This is a genomic window from Brevibacillus sp. HB1.3 (assembly GCF_013186635.1).
GTDB classification, from domain to species: domain Bacteria; phylum Bacillota; class Bacilli; order Brevibacillales; family Brevibacillaceae; genus Brevibacillus; species Brevibacillus brevis_D.
Genome location: NZ_JABMIT010000005.1, coordinates 134,800 through 150,631, shown reverse-complemented (window position 1 = coordinate 150,631; position 15,832 = coordinate 134,800). Strand labels below are relative to the sequence as shown.

Here is a 15,832-nt window from a genome sequence, read left to right as displayed (position 1 = left end):
TGGGTAAGGGAGTGTGATCAGTTGCCATGAATCCGAGTAAGCGAACGATTGCCGAGCTTCACCAGGAGCTGCCTGCCTTGGTGGATAAAAAAATGGGGATACTCATTCAAGATTTGGCGGATAATGCTGAACCACACAGTCCGGCTCTCTTAGAAAGGCATCTGGCAAAATGGGAGATCACGGAGGATGAGGAGCATCTGCGACTCTATTTTAATCCTTGCCAGTTTGTTGCAATTCCCATCCAGAACGGACCGGTTGTTTTTTCGCAAGAGGATGACTGTATTCGCATGGTTGCCAGGGACAATCGGGGACAGCTAGCCTATCGCATTTCTTTTGGTAACTAACTCCCACTAGTAGATGGAGGGATTGTAATGGGACCACCGCCTATAGGATGTATGGGGATGATGCAGGAGTTTGAAGGGAAAAGGAAGCTGTGTCCAGCCCTGGAAAAACTGAAAGACGAGCACCTAGCATTAGCTGAGCAGATGAATGAGCTCGTACATCTGGCAAATAACCTGAAAGCTACTGCCGAACCTACGAAACGAAAAAAAGGCTTAACAGAGCTCCATGAGCTGGCGTCCTCGTTTCGGGCGGAACTGGAGAAACACTCCAGACGCGAGGAGGAAGACCTGTATCCCCTGATGGCTAACTATATCGAACGGGAGATGGGACCGATTGCTGCCATGGAGGAAGAGCATGATCTTATTCATGAAAGCCTGATGTCGTTCATGCGGATCGTAGAAAAGGAACAGTCTGAACCAGTTGAAATAGAAGCGGTCCACTCTCACTTGCTGAAGTCAATAGAAATCCTCATGGAACATTTCTATAAAGAAGAGAGTGTACTGTTCCCGATGGCAGAATACGTATTGAGTGACGCAGAAAAAGAGCAGTTGCGAGTACTGTTTCAAGCTTAGAAATCATGTAGCCCTCCTACTGGTAAAAGTGGGAGGGTGATTTCGTTTTCCAATTATATTCTTTTAAGGGGAAATGTGCTTGTTTCTACTGTCATTTGTCGGTTTCAATCAGATGAAACCAATCATTTACTAGTAGGGATTAATTAGAGGAGGAGGTGTTCAATGTGCCGATTGTTAAACCGTATCTCACCTCATTGAGATTTACGTCCACCATGGGTGCTGGAACTGGTACTGGTGCAGCGTTTGCCATTGCGGCAACTGCATTTACCACTGATGCTGGCGCTGCTGCGACAGCATTTCCTGGTACGTTTGCTTTTTATAATCTCTACGTCAACGGTGTGCTTCAGGCAGGTAATACTTCCACAATCACAACGACAGCGATCACGATTCCAGATGGAAATGCCGAAAACGGTGGTACACCCGTAGTTGTAGAATTTGTCGTTAACTAAGGTGAATAGTTTGGTGGCCCCAGGTGGATGGAATGTGCCTGGGGTTCACTCTATGTGTAAATCGGAGTGAACGATCGAAACACTTCGAGAAAGGACGAGTGATTTCATGAGGCGCTATGTCACACAGTCATACACCGTGAGGAGACAGTGTCTGCAAATCGTCCAGCCATTAGGTTGTCCCGGGATTTTTCCAGTAAAGCCCTCCCCCACGTGTCCTCCCTGTCCCCCATGTCCATGTACGCCTGGTATCATACGAACAGAAACCTATCAGTATACAGCAATATCAGATGGAGTCAAAAATGTGTATACCAACAGTGATGCTGTCATGCCATTCAGTACTTCCGGGATTCTGGATCCGAATGAAGTTTCGGTTGTGAATCTATTCATCAATGGAATGCTACAACCTCCCAATTTGTATGTGGTCCAGCCGGGAGTTTTGATTCTCAGTGACATTCCTGTACAAGGTGTTCCTCTTATTCTTCAGTTCATCAAAATGATTCTCTCATAAATGGTAGCTTCCATCTTGGGAAAAGGTCATGTCATACATACATGTCATTTTCCTTCCATGCTGTGCCCTTGATGGCGTACACGGCGCACATCAAGAAGGGTGGGCGAATATCATGGCGATATCGACTGAATCCGTACAGGAGGTATTTTCCATGTATCCGAGATACCCATACTACAGTTACAAAACTACTTGCGAAGAAACTCCCCTCACGTTCCCGCCTCAGCATCAGGATCGACAACCGGGGATGGAATACTTGATGGTCCCGCGACCGATTTTCGATAATCCTGACTATATCGGAAGCGGAAAGCTTCGGGGAAAGGTAGCGATTATAACGGGTGGAGATAGCGGGATCGGCCGTGCCGTAGCGGTTGCATTTGCGAAAGAGGGAGCAGCTGTAGCGATTCCTTATTTGGATGAGCACATCGACGCCGAGGAGACCAAGCAAGTCGTTGAGTATTACGGAGGGCAATGTTTGCTGCTGCCGGGAGACTTGCGCGACGAGGCTTGGTGCCGGGAGGTGGTACGCCAAACGGTTGCCTGCTTCGGCAAAGTGGATGTGCTTGTTTTGAATCAAGGCGTACAGTTTCCACAAGAAAGCATCCTCCAGATAAGTCGCGAGCAACTGGAAGACACGTTTCGCACCAACCTTTTCCCCTTATTTTACATCACACAAGAGGCGTTGCCGTATTTGCAGTCAGGTAGCTCCATCATTAGTACGGCATCGGTTACTGCCTATGCCGGTCATCCGCAATTGGTTGATTATTCAGCAACCAAAGGGGCCATCGTCTCCTTTACCCGCTCCTTGTCCCTTCAATTGGTTAAGCAAGGCATCAGGGTGAATGCAGTTGCTCCTGGACCAATCTGGACACCGCTGCAAGTATCCAGCTATTCGGCAGAATACATCACAACTTTGGGTGTCGACACGCCGATGCGTCGCGCAGGACAGCCGTTTGAGCTGGCTCCGACCTATGTCTACCTGGCCTCGGATGATTCGGGATATGTCACGGGTCAGGTATTGCATGTCAATGGTGGAACGATTACAGGGACGTAGCGGTGAATTAAAAGTCTCTCGTCTTCGATTTGGCAGGTAAGATCGCTTGCTCTGCTTTTTCATAGAAAGCCAGTAGAGTATGGACAAAACTCAATCTCGGCACGATTATATAGACCGCCAAGGCAGACCCAATGCTGATCAAGGCACCCACAATGACATCTGCCGGATAATGAACGCCTACCAAAATGCGAGAAAGCCCGACACAAACAGCAAGCAGCATCCAGAGTGGCCCCGTCGTCTTTCTAAAAAGCCAGTAGGTCATGCAAAAGGAAAAAAACAGGATCGTATGATCGCTGGGAAATGAATTGTCGACCGCTTTTTGTACCAATTGATTAACATTCGCAAGCTCTGCGAATGGCTGATTATTCGCATGAAGGCTTCCAGCTACTTTCCCGAATAGCTCAGCGATGACAAACGTAAATGTCGCACAAACGACCATGATGCGATTCTCATGTTTTCTCGTAAACCAATACACCAAAGCGCTTAACGCCAGAATAAACACCGTATATTCCGCTAAGTAAAAAGACACGGGATTGAGAGCCGGATACTCTTTCCCCAAGTCATTAATCAAGCGAAAATAGTGAATGTTAATTTCCATGCCATTCATTTTGGAGATCCCCCTTTACATGTAACAGGAGAATTTTAATCGATAAGAGAGAAATGGGAAATTGATTTACCTTACGAAATATTACAGGGTTGTAAGGTTGGTTTGGTAGCATCAAAAAAGAGACGGCAGAACCGTCTCTTTTTCATTGGGCAAAAGTTTTTTGTTTTTTGTTTTTACCCGCTGCTTTGGGATAAATGTCTTTTTTGACAGCCTTTAATTTTCCGGCACGATCCATAGTCACGTTGATGGTATGATCCGGGGAAGTGTAAATGACAAGAACCTGTGTCTTGTTTTCCTGGACGGTAGAGGAGTTGATCTGTGAGAACTTGTATTTTTCTGCTTGCTTTCCAAACAAAAGCTTGAGGTGCTCCTTGCCTTTTTTGATCGCTTCCTCATCACCTAAAACTTCTTTCGAAGAGGGGAGTGCGTTTTGAATGTCGACGCTGATCAGCTCTCCTGTACTTGCGTTTACATGGACAATTCCGAAGTCTGAGGTACCGTCTGGTTTGCTCGACAAGATCACTTCCAGACGTTCGAGCGGACCAGAAGTGGCGGCAACATTCTCCTTTACGATGGAGGTGATGTGATAGTTCTTCAGGTCAGGGATGGCTTCTTTGACGTGATTCAGAGTCGCTTTTGCTTTTTGAGTCAGATCGTTTATGGAAAGCTCTTCTAACTTGGTCGCAGTTACAGTTGCTTTTTCTTTGTGGGTAGAGGCTGCTGCGGCTTCGTTGGTCAGAATAGGTGTGTTTGGCAAAAGGAGTGCCGCTATCAAGGCAAAGGGTAGTACTTGGTGTTTGAACATTCGAAGCAACCCCTCTTATTCTTCGATAAACATATCTTTTTTGGCAGCCTTAAGCTCACCTTCGCTATCCATTGTCACGTAAATGTCATGGTCTGGTGCGGTGTAAATCACGAGAATTTGTTTTGCTCCATCTCCGAAAACATAGTTGCGAACATCGGATACCTCATACTTGTCTGCTTTCTCCCCCAAAAAATGTTTCAGGTACTCGAAACCCTTCTTGGTGGCTTCTTCCTTGTTCAATTTCGCTTCCGATTTAAGCAAACCGTTGGCTATTTCGGCGCCAATGAGTTCTCCTGTTTTTGCGTTCATTCTGACAAGTGCGTGATGAGGCTTCTCACCTTCAGGGGTACCCATCAGTTCCACTTCTAACTGGTCGATTCTATCACCGTTTCTGGTTTTTAAATTTTCATAGACTCTCACGTGGATAATGTCATACTTCTCCATATCAGGCATGACTTCTTTGACCAGTTCTAGTGTTGCTTTTGCATTGTCATCCAGGTCTTCTGCTGTCAATTTTTTGCTAATGACCTCTTCTTCGGTGGAGGATGCTTTTGCGGCAGCTTCGGTTGTCAAAACGGCAGAGTTCGACAAAAGTAAAGCCGCCATCAATGTGAATGCTAGTGCCTTACGCTTGGACATTCTCAATCAGCTCCATTATTTGTAAATTAGGCGTACATGGATTAATACGGAAAGACATCTACATAAGTAACTGTAAAAATTGTGAAAAATTATAATGGATCGAACATAAGGAAGAAAGTGTCGAAAAATAGTTTTGAAATTTTATTTCAAATCTGACAATTCATCTTGATATTTTGTTTCAAGCGTCTATAATACAAAATATGTAATCCATTACCAACGTCACACCGGAATGTAAGCGCTTAATAACTCTGTAGAATAAAGGGGTGATATCGTGTTGAATGGCGGGTTGCTGCGAATCCGCGAATCGTTGCACAATATCAAGCGTTCTGAACAAAACGAAGGAGCTGTTCTGCGCCAATCTGATTCCCACTTCCTCCTTAGACTACACAAACTCCTGCCTTTATCCTTTTATCCTATCAGTCAGTAAAGAGTCCATTACCTTCAAAGTATCCACATGTAGTTAGAAGTACGTGAGGCGTTTGGAAATATGGTTAGCTATGCAAGTTTTCATTTATTGCAATTGGGGAGGTTTTCCATGAAAAAGAGAAGGTTTCTTTCAGTACTCGGTTTGATTGGCTTAACCGCGGCATTGCTTATTTCCGGATGTAGCAGCCAGTCCTCCACACAGCAGGGGGACAAAGTCGAATTGTATATGGGCTACAACTCTGATCCGCCCACGAAGAAAAAGATGGAAGAAATTATCGCAAAATTCGAACAGTCACATCCGAATATCAAAATCAAAACAATGACAGCACCTTATGATGACTTCTATCAAAAGCTGACGACTCAGATCGCGGCTGGGAATGCACCTGATCTTTGGCAGAGCGACGGGACAAAAGTATTTGGCTACGCCCAACGTGGTGCGATTCTCGACATCACCGACTACGTCACGAAAGAAATCAACAAAGAGGAGCTCAACGGTCTGGAGTTCAACAAAGACTCTGACGGGAAGTATTGGGGCGTGCCGCAGGGCATCCAAGTCGGAGCGCTTTTCTACAACAAGGATTTGTTCGACAAAGCGGGCGTGCCATACCCTACGGCTGACTGGACCTGGGATGATTTGAAGGCGGCTTCCGTCAAGCTGACCCTCGATGCCAACGGGAAAAATGCAGACGATCCTGCTTTTGACAAAAAATCAGTGAAGCAGTACGGCTTCGCGTTTTTCGGTAGCTCACGCGGGGCGTTTAACATCTTGAAAGCGTATGGGGGCGGGGTATTGGACCCGACGTTGAAAAAATCGATTATTAACAGCCCAGAGAACAAAAAAGCGGTCGAGTGGATGGTCGACGGCATGCAGCGCAAGCTATTCCCGAATCCGGCTGATCTAAAGGCGTTCCAAAGCAACTTCAAAGCGTTTTTGAGCGGGGCTGTAGCGATGCAAATCGATATTTACGCAGCAACAACCTCGATGAATGGTGCAGGGTTGAATTACGATGTTGCTCCTATGCCAAAAGGGCCGGACGGCAAACGCTTCGCACCCGTCATCGCCAACTCATGGGTCATCAACAAAAAAGCAGAGGAAGAGAAGGTCAAGGCCGCTAAAGAATGGATCACCTACTGGACGACATCTGATGAAGCGCAAAAAGAGTGGACAGAAGTAGGCGAAGCGATTCCCGTGAAAAAATCAGTGGCGAATTCCGAAATGTTCCTAAACCCAGCCACGAAGCCGGAAAACAAAAAAGTGTTCCTCGATACCTTGGAGTTCGCTGGCACGATTGATACCAACGCTGTCTTTACCGAGTGGGTGAAGGTGTTCACGGATAATCTGGCGGAGCTGTTCATGGATAAATACGGAACGGATGAATTCATTACGAAAACAGACCAAGGCATTCAAAAAGTTCTAGATGATTTCTTCAAGAAGCAGTAGTCATCTATCAGTGAGGATGTGTGCCAACCATGCTAGAGCTGCAAACCAAGCAACAGGCGAAGCCTGCTGTGAAAAAGAGAAAATGGTTGGATAGCGAGGGGAGATGGGGACTGCTCCTGGTCTCCCCTTATCTCATCCACTTTCTCGTATTCGTCGTGGGAACATCGGTTGCGTCATTGTACTTCAGCTTTTCGGATTACGATATTTTAAATCCGCCCAAATGGACGGGCTTGGACAACTACGCAAAGCTGTTTGAAGACCCGCTGTTTTATCGCTCGCTATGGAATACGGTCTATTTTACAATCCTGTACGTTCCGGCCAAAACGTTTTTGGCGTTGCTGTTAGCGGTAGCCCTGAATCAAAAGCTAAAGGGCTTGAAATTTTTCAGGATGGTTCACTTTTTGCCAGTTATCTCCTCATGGACAGTGATCGCGTATGTAGCGGATGCGGTATTTAACCAGCGGATCGGATTTGCCAATGCTTTTCTAACCAAACTGGGTATCGCCCCGCAAAACTGGCTGATTGATGAATTCTGGGTCATCCCGGTCTTGGTTCTCATCGCCATCTGGAAATCGGTCGGATATATGATGATTATTTTTCTCGCTGGGCTGCAAGGAATTTCTTCTGACATGTACGAGGCAGCCTCGATTGATGGAGCAAACGCTTGGCAAAAGTTTTGGCGGGTGACAGTCCCGATGATTTCTGGCACGACGTTTCTGGTCGTCATCTTGAATACGATTTACTCCTTCCAAAACTTCGAGCAGATTTTTGTCATGACGGGTGGCTCTACGGAGGCAGGCTCGACAGGTGGAGCGAATAACGCCAGCCTCGTCCTGATGCTGTTCATGTTCCGTCAAGCATTCAGCTTTTTCAAAATGGGCTACGCCTCTGCTATCGCGTGGGTGTTGTTCCTTATCCTGCTTGCCATTACGCTCATCCAATTCAAGCTGCAAAAGAAATGGGTTCATTATGATTAAAAGGCAAGGAGGTAGCCATGCAAAAGCGTTTTCCACTCAATAAAATCGTCGGATACCTGTTTGTCATAGCGAGTGCGTTGATTATGCTGGTACCGTTTTTGACGACTGTGTTTAACTCGCTGAAAACCTACAAGCAGTACATGCAATTTCCGCCAGAATGGCTGCCCAATCCAACACAGTGGAGCAACTATACAACCGTGTGGGAACAGGCGAATTTTAGCAGCTATACGATCAACAGTCTGATTGTCGCGATTCTTTCTGTTATCGGGGCCTTATTGTCCAGTTCGATGATTGCCTTTGCCTTTGCCAGGCTGCGTTTTCCTTTTCGAGACACGCTGTTCATGATTGTGCTGGGAACGATGATGATCCCGGGGATCGTCACGATAGTCCCGCAGTTTATTATCTTTAAAAATTTGGGACTGCTCGACACGTTGGCTCCGCTTTGGATTTTGGAGTGGCTCGGACAGCCGTTTGCTATTTTTTTAATGAGGCAAGCATTTTTAAATATCCCGAAGGATTACGAGGAAGCGGCAAAGCTGGATGGCTGCAATCCGTTCCAGATTTACTGGCGGGTGTTTTTGCCGATGTGCAAGCCTTCCTTGGCAACACTGGCGGTCTTTACGTTTATGGGGAAGTGGAATGAGATTTTGGCGCCAGTCATTTATCTCATTTCGGACGAGAACTTTACACTGCCGATAGGGATTTTGTCTTTGAGTGGTCAGTACAAGACAGAGGATCAACTGCTGGTAGCAGGGGCCTTGATCAGCTTGATCCCGATTTTGATCGTGTTTTTGTTTGCGGAGAAATATTTTGTGGAAGGCTCCAAAACTTCTGGATTGAAATAGGGCGTAGGAAGGGAGGCAAGCATCCGATGCAATACGTACCTTGGGACGATCAATATGCGGACGCTCTGTGCGAGCTGTGGAATCAGGAGTTGGGTGATCGCTTTCCCATGCGGACGGAGCTCATGCGGCAAAATAGCTTCGAGGATCAGAATGTAGTCAAAGCCGGGTCGTGGATTGTGCTAGATGCTGTAACGCAGCGTCCCGTTGGTTTTGTCGTAGCCAAATGCTGGCAGGAAAGGCTCGACATTCAGTTGGGAAAAGACATTGGCTGGATACAGGTCTTGCTCGTGTCTACAGCACATCGCGGGCAAGGGGTCGGACGTGAATTGCTGGCAAGAGCAGAAAATGCGTTGCGAGAGCAAGGGGTGGAAAAGGTCTTGCTTGGGCGCGATCCGTATCATTATTTCCCGGGCATACCCAATGAATCTGCGGACGTAAAAGCGTGGTTTGAGCGACAAGGGTATCATTCGGAGGATCGGTTGGAGAACGATCTGTTAGGCCGATATCCCGAACCATCCGAGCTGGAGTTGCCAGAGATACCAGATGGCCGTTTTCGCTTGTTGACGAGGGCGGACGAGAATGCCTTTTTGGCCTTCTTGCATCGATGCTTCCCCGGACGCTGGGAATATGAAGCCATTCACTATTTTCAGCGGGGAGGAACCGGACGCGAATTCGTTGTGGTGGAGCTGCACGGTGAGATCGTCGGTTTTTGCCGGATCAATGATGCCAATTCCCCATTTATTGCCCAAAACGTATACTGGGCACCTTTGTTTGCAGATGAGCTGGGCGGCATCGGTCCGTTGGGCGTGGATGCGGAGTACAGAGGACGGGGGTTGGGACTGGCGATTGTGGAGGCAGGCATTGTGGCTTTGCGAAATCGCGGTATCTCAAACATTGTCATCGATTGGACGACGCTGGTCGACTTCTATGCGAGGCTCGGGTATCGCAGCTGGAAGCAGTATGCGAAGTACGGTAAAGCATTCTCTTAAAAAGAGTGGGTCAGTAGGGAGGAGGATTCCATGCAAGCCGAACATATGACGGTGGAACAGAAGGTCGGGCAACTGCTGATGATCGGTTACCCTACGCTGGACATTCCCGTAGAAATGGAAATGTGGATCAAACAAAAACAGATTGGCAGCGTGATTCTTTTTAGCCGCAATATCGGGACACCGGAGGAGACCTATGAGCGCGTACAGAAGCTCCAGAGCTTGGCGTATGAGTCTGGGCATCCCTATCCGCTGTTGGTCGGTACCGATCAGGAAAATGGTGTGGTTTCCCGTCTGCAAAAAGGGGCGACGCGCTTCCCTGGAGCGATGGCTTTGGGGGCCACAGGCAATCTCGATCAGGCCAAGCGCATCTACGAGGCAACAGGTGAAGAGCTGCGTGCAGCAGGGATTTCAGTCAATTTTGCCCCGACGGTCGATGTGAACAACAATCCGGACAATCCCGTCATTGGGGTGCGGTCTTTTGGAGAAGCGCCAGAGCAGGTGGCACGGTTTGGTGAGGCTGCCATTCAAGGCTTGCTTGCGAGTGGTGTCATTCCCGCTATCAAGCACTTCCCCGGTCATGGTGATACGAGCATCGATTCTCATGAAGCCGTTCCTGTGCTTGGGCATGATCGGACGCGACTGGATCAGGTCGAGTTGGTTCCATTCCAGCGTAGCATTGCGGCAGGAGTCCCCATGGTGATGGTTGGACATATCAGTTTGCCCAGCATGGATGCGTCAGGCTCTCCTGCTACGTATTCCAGGGAGATCGTAACGGGAATATTGCGTGAGTCACTCGGCTTTGATGGGGTCGCGATTACGGATTGCATGGAGATGGCAGCCATTGCGGGTACTATCGGGGTTGCAGAAGCGGCGGTTCGTTGTGTGCAGGCTGGGATTGATCTGGTGCTGGTGTCCCACACGTATGAAGTTCAGGAAAAAACGTACGATCGACTCGTTGCAGCCATTCATTCGGGCGAGCTGTCGGAGGAGCGGGTCAACGAAGCTGTAAATCGCGTGCTTCAATTAAAGAAACGATTTCTTTCCTGGGAACATTGCTTGCGAGCAAAAGGCCCTTCCTTTGACCGTGTCCAGCATGCAGACATGGCGAAAAGTGCGCTCGCCCAAGCGATAACCTTGGTGAAAAATCAACATCAGCTGCTTCCTTTGCAGGGAAGCACGCAACCGCTCGGTGTCATTTTTCCGGGGCTTGCCAACCTTACTTTGGCAGAGGATGGGCAAGCAGCTTCTGGCGATCTGGTCGAACCATTGAGAAAATACCGTGAAGTTGAATACTATATGATGTCGACGCTCAACCCGACAGAGGATGAAGTGGGGATGGCGGCGCATGTGATGTCAGCCACGGAGCAAATCGTCGTTTTTACGTACAATGCCCATATCTTTAAAGGCCAATCGCTGCTGGTGAATCGGCTCATTCAACAGGGGAAAAAGGTCGTAGCTGTCGCCCTGCGAAACCCGTATGATCTCTTGGTAATGCCAGAGGTCGATGCGTATCTCGCCGTTTACGACCATACGTACCAAGCCATAGAGCTTGTGGCAGACATTTTGTTCGGCAAACGAAAGGCCGCTGGACATCTTCCGGTCAGCCTGTTTCCATCGGAGAAAAAGCAGCATGGTATGGGGTAGAAAGAGAAGATGAGTGTAGATGGGTGGGAGGTAACTGGATGAAGTTTCACCTGCGTGATTTAACGACAGAAACAAGGAATCGGAATACGGAAGAGCTGGATACATTCTCTACGATGGAAATTGTCCAGATTATGAATGAAGAGGATAAAACAGTTGCGTTTGCCGTTGAAAAGGAACTGGCTTCGATTGCAGCGGCCGTTGATTTGATCGCAGAATGTCTGGAAAACGGCGGAAGACTCTTTTATTTTGGAGCGGGAACGAGTGGGAGATTGGGCTTGCTCGATGCTGCTGAATGCCCCCCGACCTTTGGGACGGACCCCTCATTGGTGCAGGGAGTCATAGCAGGCGGGGAAAAAGCGATCGTCAGGGCAGTCGAAGGAGCCGAAGACGTGGAGCAAAACGGCAGGGAAGATGTGATTGCCTATGGCGTTAAGGCAGGGGATGCGGTGGTGGGAATTGCAGCGAGTGGTCGGACACCCTATGTCATCGGAGCATTGGCGGAAGCAAGAAGGCAGCAGGCAAAAATCATTTCGGTGTCCTGCAACCAGGTGGCGCAGATCAGCCAAGGTGTGGATGTAGCGATTAATGTGGTAGTTGGGCCAGAGGTGGTGACCGGATCGACTCGCTTAAAAGCAGCGACGGCGCAGAAGATGGTTCTCAATATGATAACGACCGGATGCATGGTACGGTTGGGAAAAGTGTACAAAAATTTGATGGTCAATGTGCAGGTAACCAATGAGAAACTGAAGGAACGAGCAAAACAAATCGTGGCAGAAGCGACCAACGTCTCTACCGATGAAGCAGACGTACTGTTGCACAAGGCAGATGGTGACGCAAAACTGGCAATCGTCATGCAAAAAACAGGGCTGCAAGCAGAGGACGCAAGCCGCTTGCTCACCCAGTACAAGGGCAATATCCGGCGAGTTTTGGAAGGGAATCACAATCAGGAATGATCAGCCTAATCCTTTTGGATGAGGCTTTTTTTGTTTTGGTACCACATGACTGGTAATGAAAATCACTTGTATGATCCATAAAATGTTCATTTGAATATTAGCGAAAAAGAGGATATGATTACATTCATTCTTATATTGTAATTTTTATAAATTAATTGGACAGAGGTGATAGGTATGAAAAAGGGTGATTTTCACCATCTTGATCATGTGAAAGAACAGCAAACATCGAAGAAAACACTGTGGATTACGCTCCTTTTGACGTTGTTTTTTACGATCGTGGAGGTTGTGGGGGGCTTGATGTCCAATTCACTCGCGCTCCTGTCTGACTCCGCCCATATGATTTCTGACGTCGTTGCATTAGGGTTGAGTATGACCGCTATTTATATGGCGACACGTAAGCCGACGAAGAAGTACACGTTCGGATTTCTCCGCTTTGAAATTATTGCTTCGTTCTTGAATGGCTTGGCTCTTGCCGTAATTTCGATTGGGATCGTGATTGAAGGGATCAAGCGAATAATCAATCCGCAAGACGTTGATTTGCAGTTGATGCTGACAATTGCATCCATCGGTTTGGTTGTAAACATCGTGTTGACCATCGTCCTTTCCCGCAGTATGAAGGAAGAAGACAACCTCAATGTAAAAAGCGCGTTATGGCACTTTATCGGGGATTTGCTCAGCTCTGTCGGTGTGATTACGTCGGCGATTCTCATTTACATGACAGGTTTCTACTTGTTCGACCCGTTGATTAGCTTGGTGATTGGGGGCATTATTTTTACAGGTGGTGCCAAAATCATTCGTGAGTCGCTGCTTGTGTTGATGGAATCTGTCCCAGAGCAATTTGATCTCGATCAAATCCGTCAGGACCTTAGTGAAGTAGAGGGTGTGGAGGATGTTCATGAACTGCACCTCTGGGCGGTATCCACAGAACATTACTCCCTGACAGCGCATGTGTTCGTTCGTGAAGGCATCCAGCCATATTGTGTCATTCTGGCGATTAATCATATTTTGCAAACGAAGTACGGAATTGACCATTCGACGATTCAGATCGAGCACCCGACGATTCTGGATCACGGGGAATATGGCAAACAGTTTTTGCTTAACCAAGTATAAATGACCATGAAAAAAGGCTATTCTCCAGGCAAGCTCAGGAGATAGCCTTTTTTATTTATATCCCCATTAAAGAAACTGATTACATAGGGTGAACGTCTTACTAGAAAGGGGAGGTTTTTTATGAGAATCACAACCAAATTGCCACAGTATCATGAAAATGTACATGTTGAGTTGTTGAGAAATGAATGGGTTCCACTAAAAGAACCACAGAGCTTGGGTATGGCAACGCTTTTATCGATTCCTTTCATGCTGATCAATGCCCTCATCGCCTTTGGGATCATCCATATTTTTTCGCCAATAACCTTGCAGGACTTGGGGCTGACATCTGACTCGCTATCCATATCCATTGACTTCAGCGTGATATTCTCTCTACTCGCCTTGGTCATTATTCATGAATGCTTGCATTTGATTTTTATCCCGAATTTCTTGAGATCAGAAAAAACATGGATGGGGCTAACGTTGTTTGGCGGGTTTGTAGCAACAGAAGAAAAGATTCCAAAAGCAAGATACATCCTGATTACCGTCGCTCCATTCATTCTCATTTCGGTTATGTTGCCTTTTCTTCTAGGTTTTTTGGGGCTGTTCACTACTGTATTAAAATTTATGATTTTGATAAACGCAATCGCTTCATCGGTTGATATGCTGAATCTTTTCCTGGTGATGAAGCAAGTTCCGAAACAAGCAAGCTTGATCAGTAACGGACAAAAAACGTACTGGAAAGCGCTCCGAAACGATTAAAGCCAAAGGAGAAGCAACGAACAAATAAGCAAAATTCCTGCATTTATCGCCATGACGGGTTTATGCTTTGCCCGAAAAAGATGGGCATGGATAGCACCGAGCATGAGGATGACGAACAGGATACAAGCGAATGTTAAGACTCCAGGAATCCAAAAGGAGCTAATTACGCCGATAACTCCGACCAGCTCGAGTGAGGCAATCACGTCCATAAACCAAAGGGGGTACCCATATTCCTTCCAGTGCTGAAGCATAGAGTTTGCGCGTAAAAATTTCATTAACACAGAGATGGAAAACATCAAAGCCAAAATCAGTGAAAGAATCATGATGAATGTGTTCAACGATTTACACTCCTTTGTTCATTCGAAATCCATTGCTTAACGAGGAGTATAATGGGAGTGATCCATACAATATGTAGTCCAGCCTACAGTGAGCAGGAGGAAGTACAAGGTGATCGAAAAGGAGAAATTTTTATCCCGCATCAATTTGTTTCAGTCGTTAAGTGAAGCAGAGCTAGCCCAATTGGGACCGGTGACTCCTATGGAAGTGGTCAAAAAAGGAACGATAATTTCCTCCCCTCACCTGGAGCTAAAAAGGCTGTTTTTGATCAAGGCTGGGAAGGTTCGCCTATACAAGCTTTCGGCTGACGGCAAAGAGCTAACGATTGATTTGCTCGGCACAGGCCATGTTTTTGGCGAGATCGGGTCTTTTACGATTAGTTCAACCAATATGTACGCCGAAGCGTGGGAAGATTCGGTGATTTGTTCGATTGATAAAGGACAATTTGAAGAACTGATGCTGGAGAAACCGAGGCTTGCCTTGCATTTTATCGAGATTGTCTCCAATCGCTTACGAGAGGTAGAAGAAATGATGGAGCTCATGGCGTATGGAAGTGTGCGACAGCGTCTTGTATATTTGCTCGACAGGCTGTGCCAGAAATACGGAGGAGAGCGCCAGGCTGACGCACCAGAATGGATCGAGCTGGCAGTGAACCTGACGCATCAGGAGCTGGCGACGATGATGGGGTGTATTCGTGAAACCGTAACAGAAACGCTCCATGAGCTAACTGTAGAAGGCATCGTGAAGAAAGCGGGACTGCGTAAGCCGTTATGGATACAGCGGGAGCGGTTGAGGGAAGAGCTGGTCCCTCATTCATTCACAAATGTATTCTTTACTCGTATGGACAAGCGGAAATAGGGAATCCAGATCATTGCGGTAATGCCAGTCTGGAGCAATTTTAGTCCTGATTGCTTGACAAGCTGACTTGTGTCTCCGAAAAGACTATCAAAGCTCGCCCAAGCCAACAAATCGATCATGTTTAAGATGATAAAAAAAAGAATCATACCAACAAATAAATGGGGAGCACGTTTCTTTTTCTGGAAATAAAAAACGAGAAGGGTCAGTGAAAATGCGAGTAAACCTATCTCTAACAAAATGTTGCTGTAGTAATACAAAGTGAACGACAGACTTTGCTCCATAAACGGTTGGAGCTCTTCCATTGCTTCAGCATGATCTTGAAAAATGCCGATAATGGATGCAAGCACGGAAAATGGGCTGAGAACGACCATAATGGTCGGCCAGATTAACCAACCGCCCAATCCGTTTGGTTTCTTTACAGTTTCTTCTACTTGGACATTCATTCGTGTTTTCTTACCTCTCTGTTCGTAATGTTGTGTGTACCAAATAATGGTATAGAATGAAAGGCAGAAGGTCAATTGTTAAAACTAAGATTTTTGCAA

Annotated in this window: 19 protein-coding genes; 14 read left to right on the top strand and 5 right to left on the bottom strand. The window is 47.0% G+C overall.

Translation table 11 applies throughout. From position 1 onward, the window contains the following. The first annotated feature begins 26 nt into the window (after positions 1-26). The 5 genes from HPY31_RS13585 (at position 27) to HPY31_RS13565 (ending at position 2,922) form a co-directional block, all read left to right on the top strand. Positions 27-344: a hypothetical protein gene (locus HPY31_RS13585; RefSeq protein WP_172141158.1), complete on the top strand. Its 318-nt coding sequence runs from the start codon at positions 27-29 to the stop codon at positions 342-344. A 57-nt stretch (positions 345-401) separates the two neighbouring features. Continuing rightward, positions 402-914 carry a hemerythrin domain-containing protein gene (locus HPY31_RS13580; protein ID WP_371811714.1) on the top strand — a complete coding sequence of 171 codons (513 nt, stop codon included), beginning with the start codon at positions 402-404 and terminating at the stop codon, positions 912-914. Between the two features lie 164 nt (positions 915-1,078). Then, positions 1,079-1,363 carry a DUF4183 domain-containing protein gene (locus HPY31_RS13575; RefSeq protein ID WP_064201426.1) on the top strand — a complete coding sequence of 95 codons (285 nt, stop codon included), beginning with the start codon at positions 1,079-1,081 and terminating at the stop codon, positions 1,361-1,363. Positions 1,364-1,469: 106 nt separating this feature from the next. Then, positions 1,470-1,871 (top strand): DUF4183 domain-containing protein, encoded by a 402-nt coding sequence (locus tag HPY31_RS29035; RefSeq protein WP_172141156.1) that lies wholly within the window; start codon positions 1,470-1,472, stop codon positions 1,869-1,871. A 151-nt stretch (positions 1,872-2,022) separates the two neighbouring features. Further along, a complete protein-coding gene (locus HPY31_RS13565) occupies positions 2,023-2,922 on the top strand; it encodes an SDR family oxidoreductase (protein WP_172141155.1) in 900 nt (299 codons plus the stop codon). A 7-nt stretch (positions 2,923-2,929) separates the two neighbouring features. On the opposite strand, the gene HPY31_RS13560 is transcribed toward HPY31_RS13565, so the two are convergent. The 3 genes from HPY31_RS13560 to HPY31_RS13550 form a co-directional block, all read right to left on the bottom strand. Beyond that, on the bottom strand, positions 2,930-3,529 hold the full coding sequence (locus HPY31_RS13560) for an undecaprenyl-diphosphatase (protein ID WP_172141154.1): 600 nt from the start codon (positions 3,527-3,529) through the stop codon (positions 2,930-2,932). Between the two features lie 142 nt (positions 3,530-3,671). After that, positions 3,672-4,334 (bottom strand): hypothetical protein, encoded by a 663-nt coding sequence (locus tag HPY31_RS13555; protein WP_172141153.1) that lies wholly within the window; start codon positions 4,332-4,334, stop codon positions 3,672-3,674. Between the two features lie 15 nt (positions 4,335-4,349). Beyond that, a complete protein-coding gene (locus HPY31_RS13550; protein WP_172141152.1) occupies positions 4,350-4,973 on the bottom strand; it encodes a hypothetical protein in 624 nt (207 codons plus the stop codon). Between the two features lie 535 nt (positions 4,974-5,508). Here HPY31_RS13550 and HPY31_RS13545 point away from each other — a divergent pair. From HPY31_RS13545 to HPY31_RS13510, 8 genes are all read left to right on the top strand, one after another. Then, positions 5,509-6,840 carry an ABC transporter substrate-binding protein gene (locus HPY31_RS13545; RefSeq protein ID WP_172141151.1) on the top strand — a complete coding sequence of 444 codons (1,332 nt, stop codon included), beginning with the start codon at positions 5,509-5,511 and terminating at the stop codon, positions 6,838-6,840. 29 nt (positions 6,841-6,869) lie between these two features. Further along, entirely contained in the window at positions 6,870-7,817 is a 948-nt protein-coding gene (locus tag HPY31_RS13540) for a carbohydrate ABC transporter permease (RefSeq protein WP_142497140.1), read from the top strand. Between the two features lie 17 nt (positions 7,818-7,834). Then, positions 7,835-8,662, top strand: coding sequence for a carbohydrate ABC transporter permease (locus HPY31_RS13535; protein WP_015892945.1), 828 nt, complete (start codon positions 7,835-7,837; stop codon positions 8,660-8,662). 26 nt (positions 8,663-8,688) lie between these two features. Further along, on the top strand, positions 8,689-9,651 hold the full coding sequence (locus HPY31_RS13530; protein ID WP_172141150.1) for a GNAT family N-acetyltransferase: 963 nt from the start codon (positions 8,689-8,691) through the stop codon (positions 9,649-9,651). A gap of 30 nt (positions 9,652-9,681) precedes the next feature. Beyond that, positions 9,682-11,295, top strand: coding sequence for a glycoside hydrolase family 3 protein (locus HPY31_RS13525; protein WP_172141149.1), 1,614 nt, complete (start codon positions 9,682-9,684; stop codon positions 11,293-11,295). A 38-nt stretch (positions 11,296-11,333) separates the two neighbouring features. Next, a complete protein-coding gene (gene murQ, locus HPY31_RS13520; protein WP_172141148.1) occupies positions 11,334-12,248 on the top strand; it encodes an N-acetylmuramic acid 6-phosphate etherase in 915 nt (304 codons plus the stop codon). Positions 12,249-12,422: 174 nt separating this feature from the next. After that, complete coding sequence (locus HPY31_RS13515; RefSeq protein ID WP_172141147.1) at positions 12,423-13,358, top strand: cation diffusion facilitator family transporter; 936 nt, start codon at positions 12,423-12,425, stop codon at positions 13,356-13,358. Between the two features lie 120 nt (positions 13,359-13,478). Beyond that, positions 13,479-14,096 (top strand): DUF3267 domain-containing protein, encoded by a 618-nt coding sequence (locus HPY31_RS13510; protein ID WP_172141146.1) that lies wholly within the window; start codon positions 13,479-13,481, stop codon positions 14,094-14,096. Here HPY31_RS13510 and HPY31_RS13505 read toward each other — a convergent pair. After that, positions 14,093-14,434: a DoxX family protein gene (locus tag HPY31_RS13505; RefSeq protein ID WP_172141145.1), complete on the bottom strand. Its 342-nt coding sequence runs from the start codon at positions 14,432-14,434 to the stop codon at positions 14,093-14,095. The genes HPY31_RS13510 and HPY31_RS13505 overlap by 4 nt on opposite strands. 109 nt (positions 14,435-14,543) lie before the next feature. Here HPY31_RS13505 and HPY31_RS13500 point away from each other — a divergent pair, with 109 nt between their 5' ends. After that, on the top strand, positions 14,544-15,290 hold the full coding sequence (locus tag HPY31_RS13500; protein ID WP_172141144.1) for a Crp/Fnr family transcriptional regulator: 747 nt from the start codon (positions 14,544-14,546) through the stop codon (positions 15,288-15,290). On the opposite strand, the gene HPY31_RS13495 is transcribed toward HPY31_RS13500, so the two are convergent. Beyond that, complete coding sequence (locus HPY31_RS13495) at positions 15,242-15,733, bottom strand: DUF2569 domain-containing protein (RefSeq protein WP_172141143.1); 492 nt, start codon at positions 15,731-15,733, stop codon at positions 15,242-15,244. The two genes, HPY31_RS13500 and HPY31_RS13495, sit on opposite strands and share 49 nt — an antisense overlap. Positions 15,734-15,832: the final 99 nt, after the last annotated feature.

Coding starts and splice junctions, on each gene's coding strand:
- HPY31_RS13585 (WP_172141158.1), top strand. CDS start 27: ATGAATCCGAGTAAGCGAACGATTGCCGAGCTTCACCAGGAGCTGCCT.
- HPY31_RS13580 (WP_371811714.1), top strand. CDS start 402: ATGATGCAGGAGTTTGAAGGGAAAAGGAAGCTGTGTCCAGCCCTGGAA.
- HPY31_RS29035 (WP_172141156.1), top strand. CDS start 1,470: ATGAGGCGCTATGTCACACAGTCATACACCGTGAGGAGACAGTGTCTG.
- HPY31_RS13565 (WP_172141155.1), top strand. CDS start 2,023: ATGTATCCGAGATACCCATACTACAGTTACAAAACTACTTGCGAAGAA.
- HPY31_RS13560 (WP_172141154.1), bottom strand. CDS start 3,529: ATGAATGGCATGGAAATTAACATTCACTATTTTCGCTTGATTAATGAC.
- HPY31_RS13555 (WP_172141153.1), bottom strand. CDS start 4,334: ATGTTCAAACACCAAGTACTACCCTTTGCCTTGATAGCGGCACTCCTT.
- HPY31_RS13550 (WP_172141152.1), bottom strand. CDS start 4,973: ATGTCCAAGCGTAAGGCACTAGCATTCACATTGATGGCGGCTTTACTT.
- HPY31_RS13545 (WP_172141151.1), top strand. CDS start 5,509: ATGAAAAAGAGAAGGTTTCTTTCAGTACTCGGTTTGATTGGCTTAACC.
- HPY31_RS13540 (WP_142497140.1), top strand. CDS start 6,870: ATGCTAGAGCTGCAAACCAAGCAACAGGCGAAGCCTGCTGTGAAAAAG.
- HPY31_RS13535 (WP_015892945.1), top strand. CDS start 7,835: ATGCAAAAGCGTTTTCCACTCAATAAAATCGTCGGATACCTGTTTGTC.
- HPY31_RS13530 (WP_172141150.1), top strand. CDS start 8,689: ATGCAATACGTACCTTGGGACGATCAATATGCGGACGCTCTGTGCGAG.
- HPY31_RS13525 (WP_172141149.1), top strand. CDS start 9,682: ATGCAAGCCGAACATATGACGGTGGAACAGAAGGTCGGGCAACTGCTG.
- murQ (WP_172141148.1), top strand. CDS start 11,334: ATGAAGTTTCACCTGCGTGATTTAACGACAGAAACAAGGAATCGGAAT.
- HPY31_RS13515 (WP_172141147.1), top strand. CDS start 12,423: ATGAAAAAGGGTGATTTTCACCATCTTGATCATGTGAAAGAACAGCAA.
- HPY31_RS13510 (WP_172141146.1), top strand. CDS start 13,479: ATGAGAATCACAACCAAATTGCCACAGTATCATGAAAATGTACATGTT.
- HPY31_RS13495 (WP_172141143.1), bottom strand. CDS start 15,733: ATGAATGTCCAAGTAGAAGAAACTGTAAAGAAACCAAACGGATTGGGC.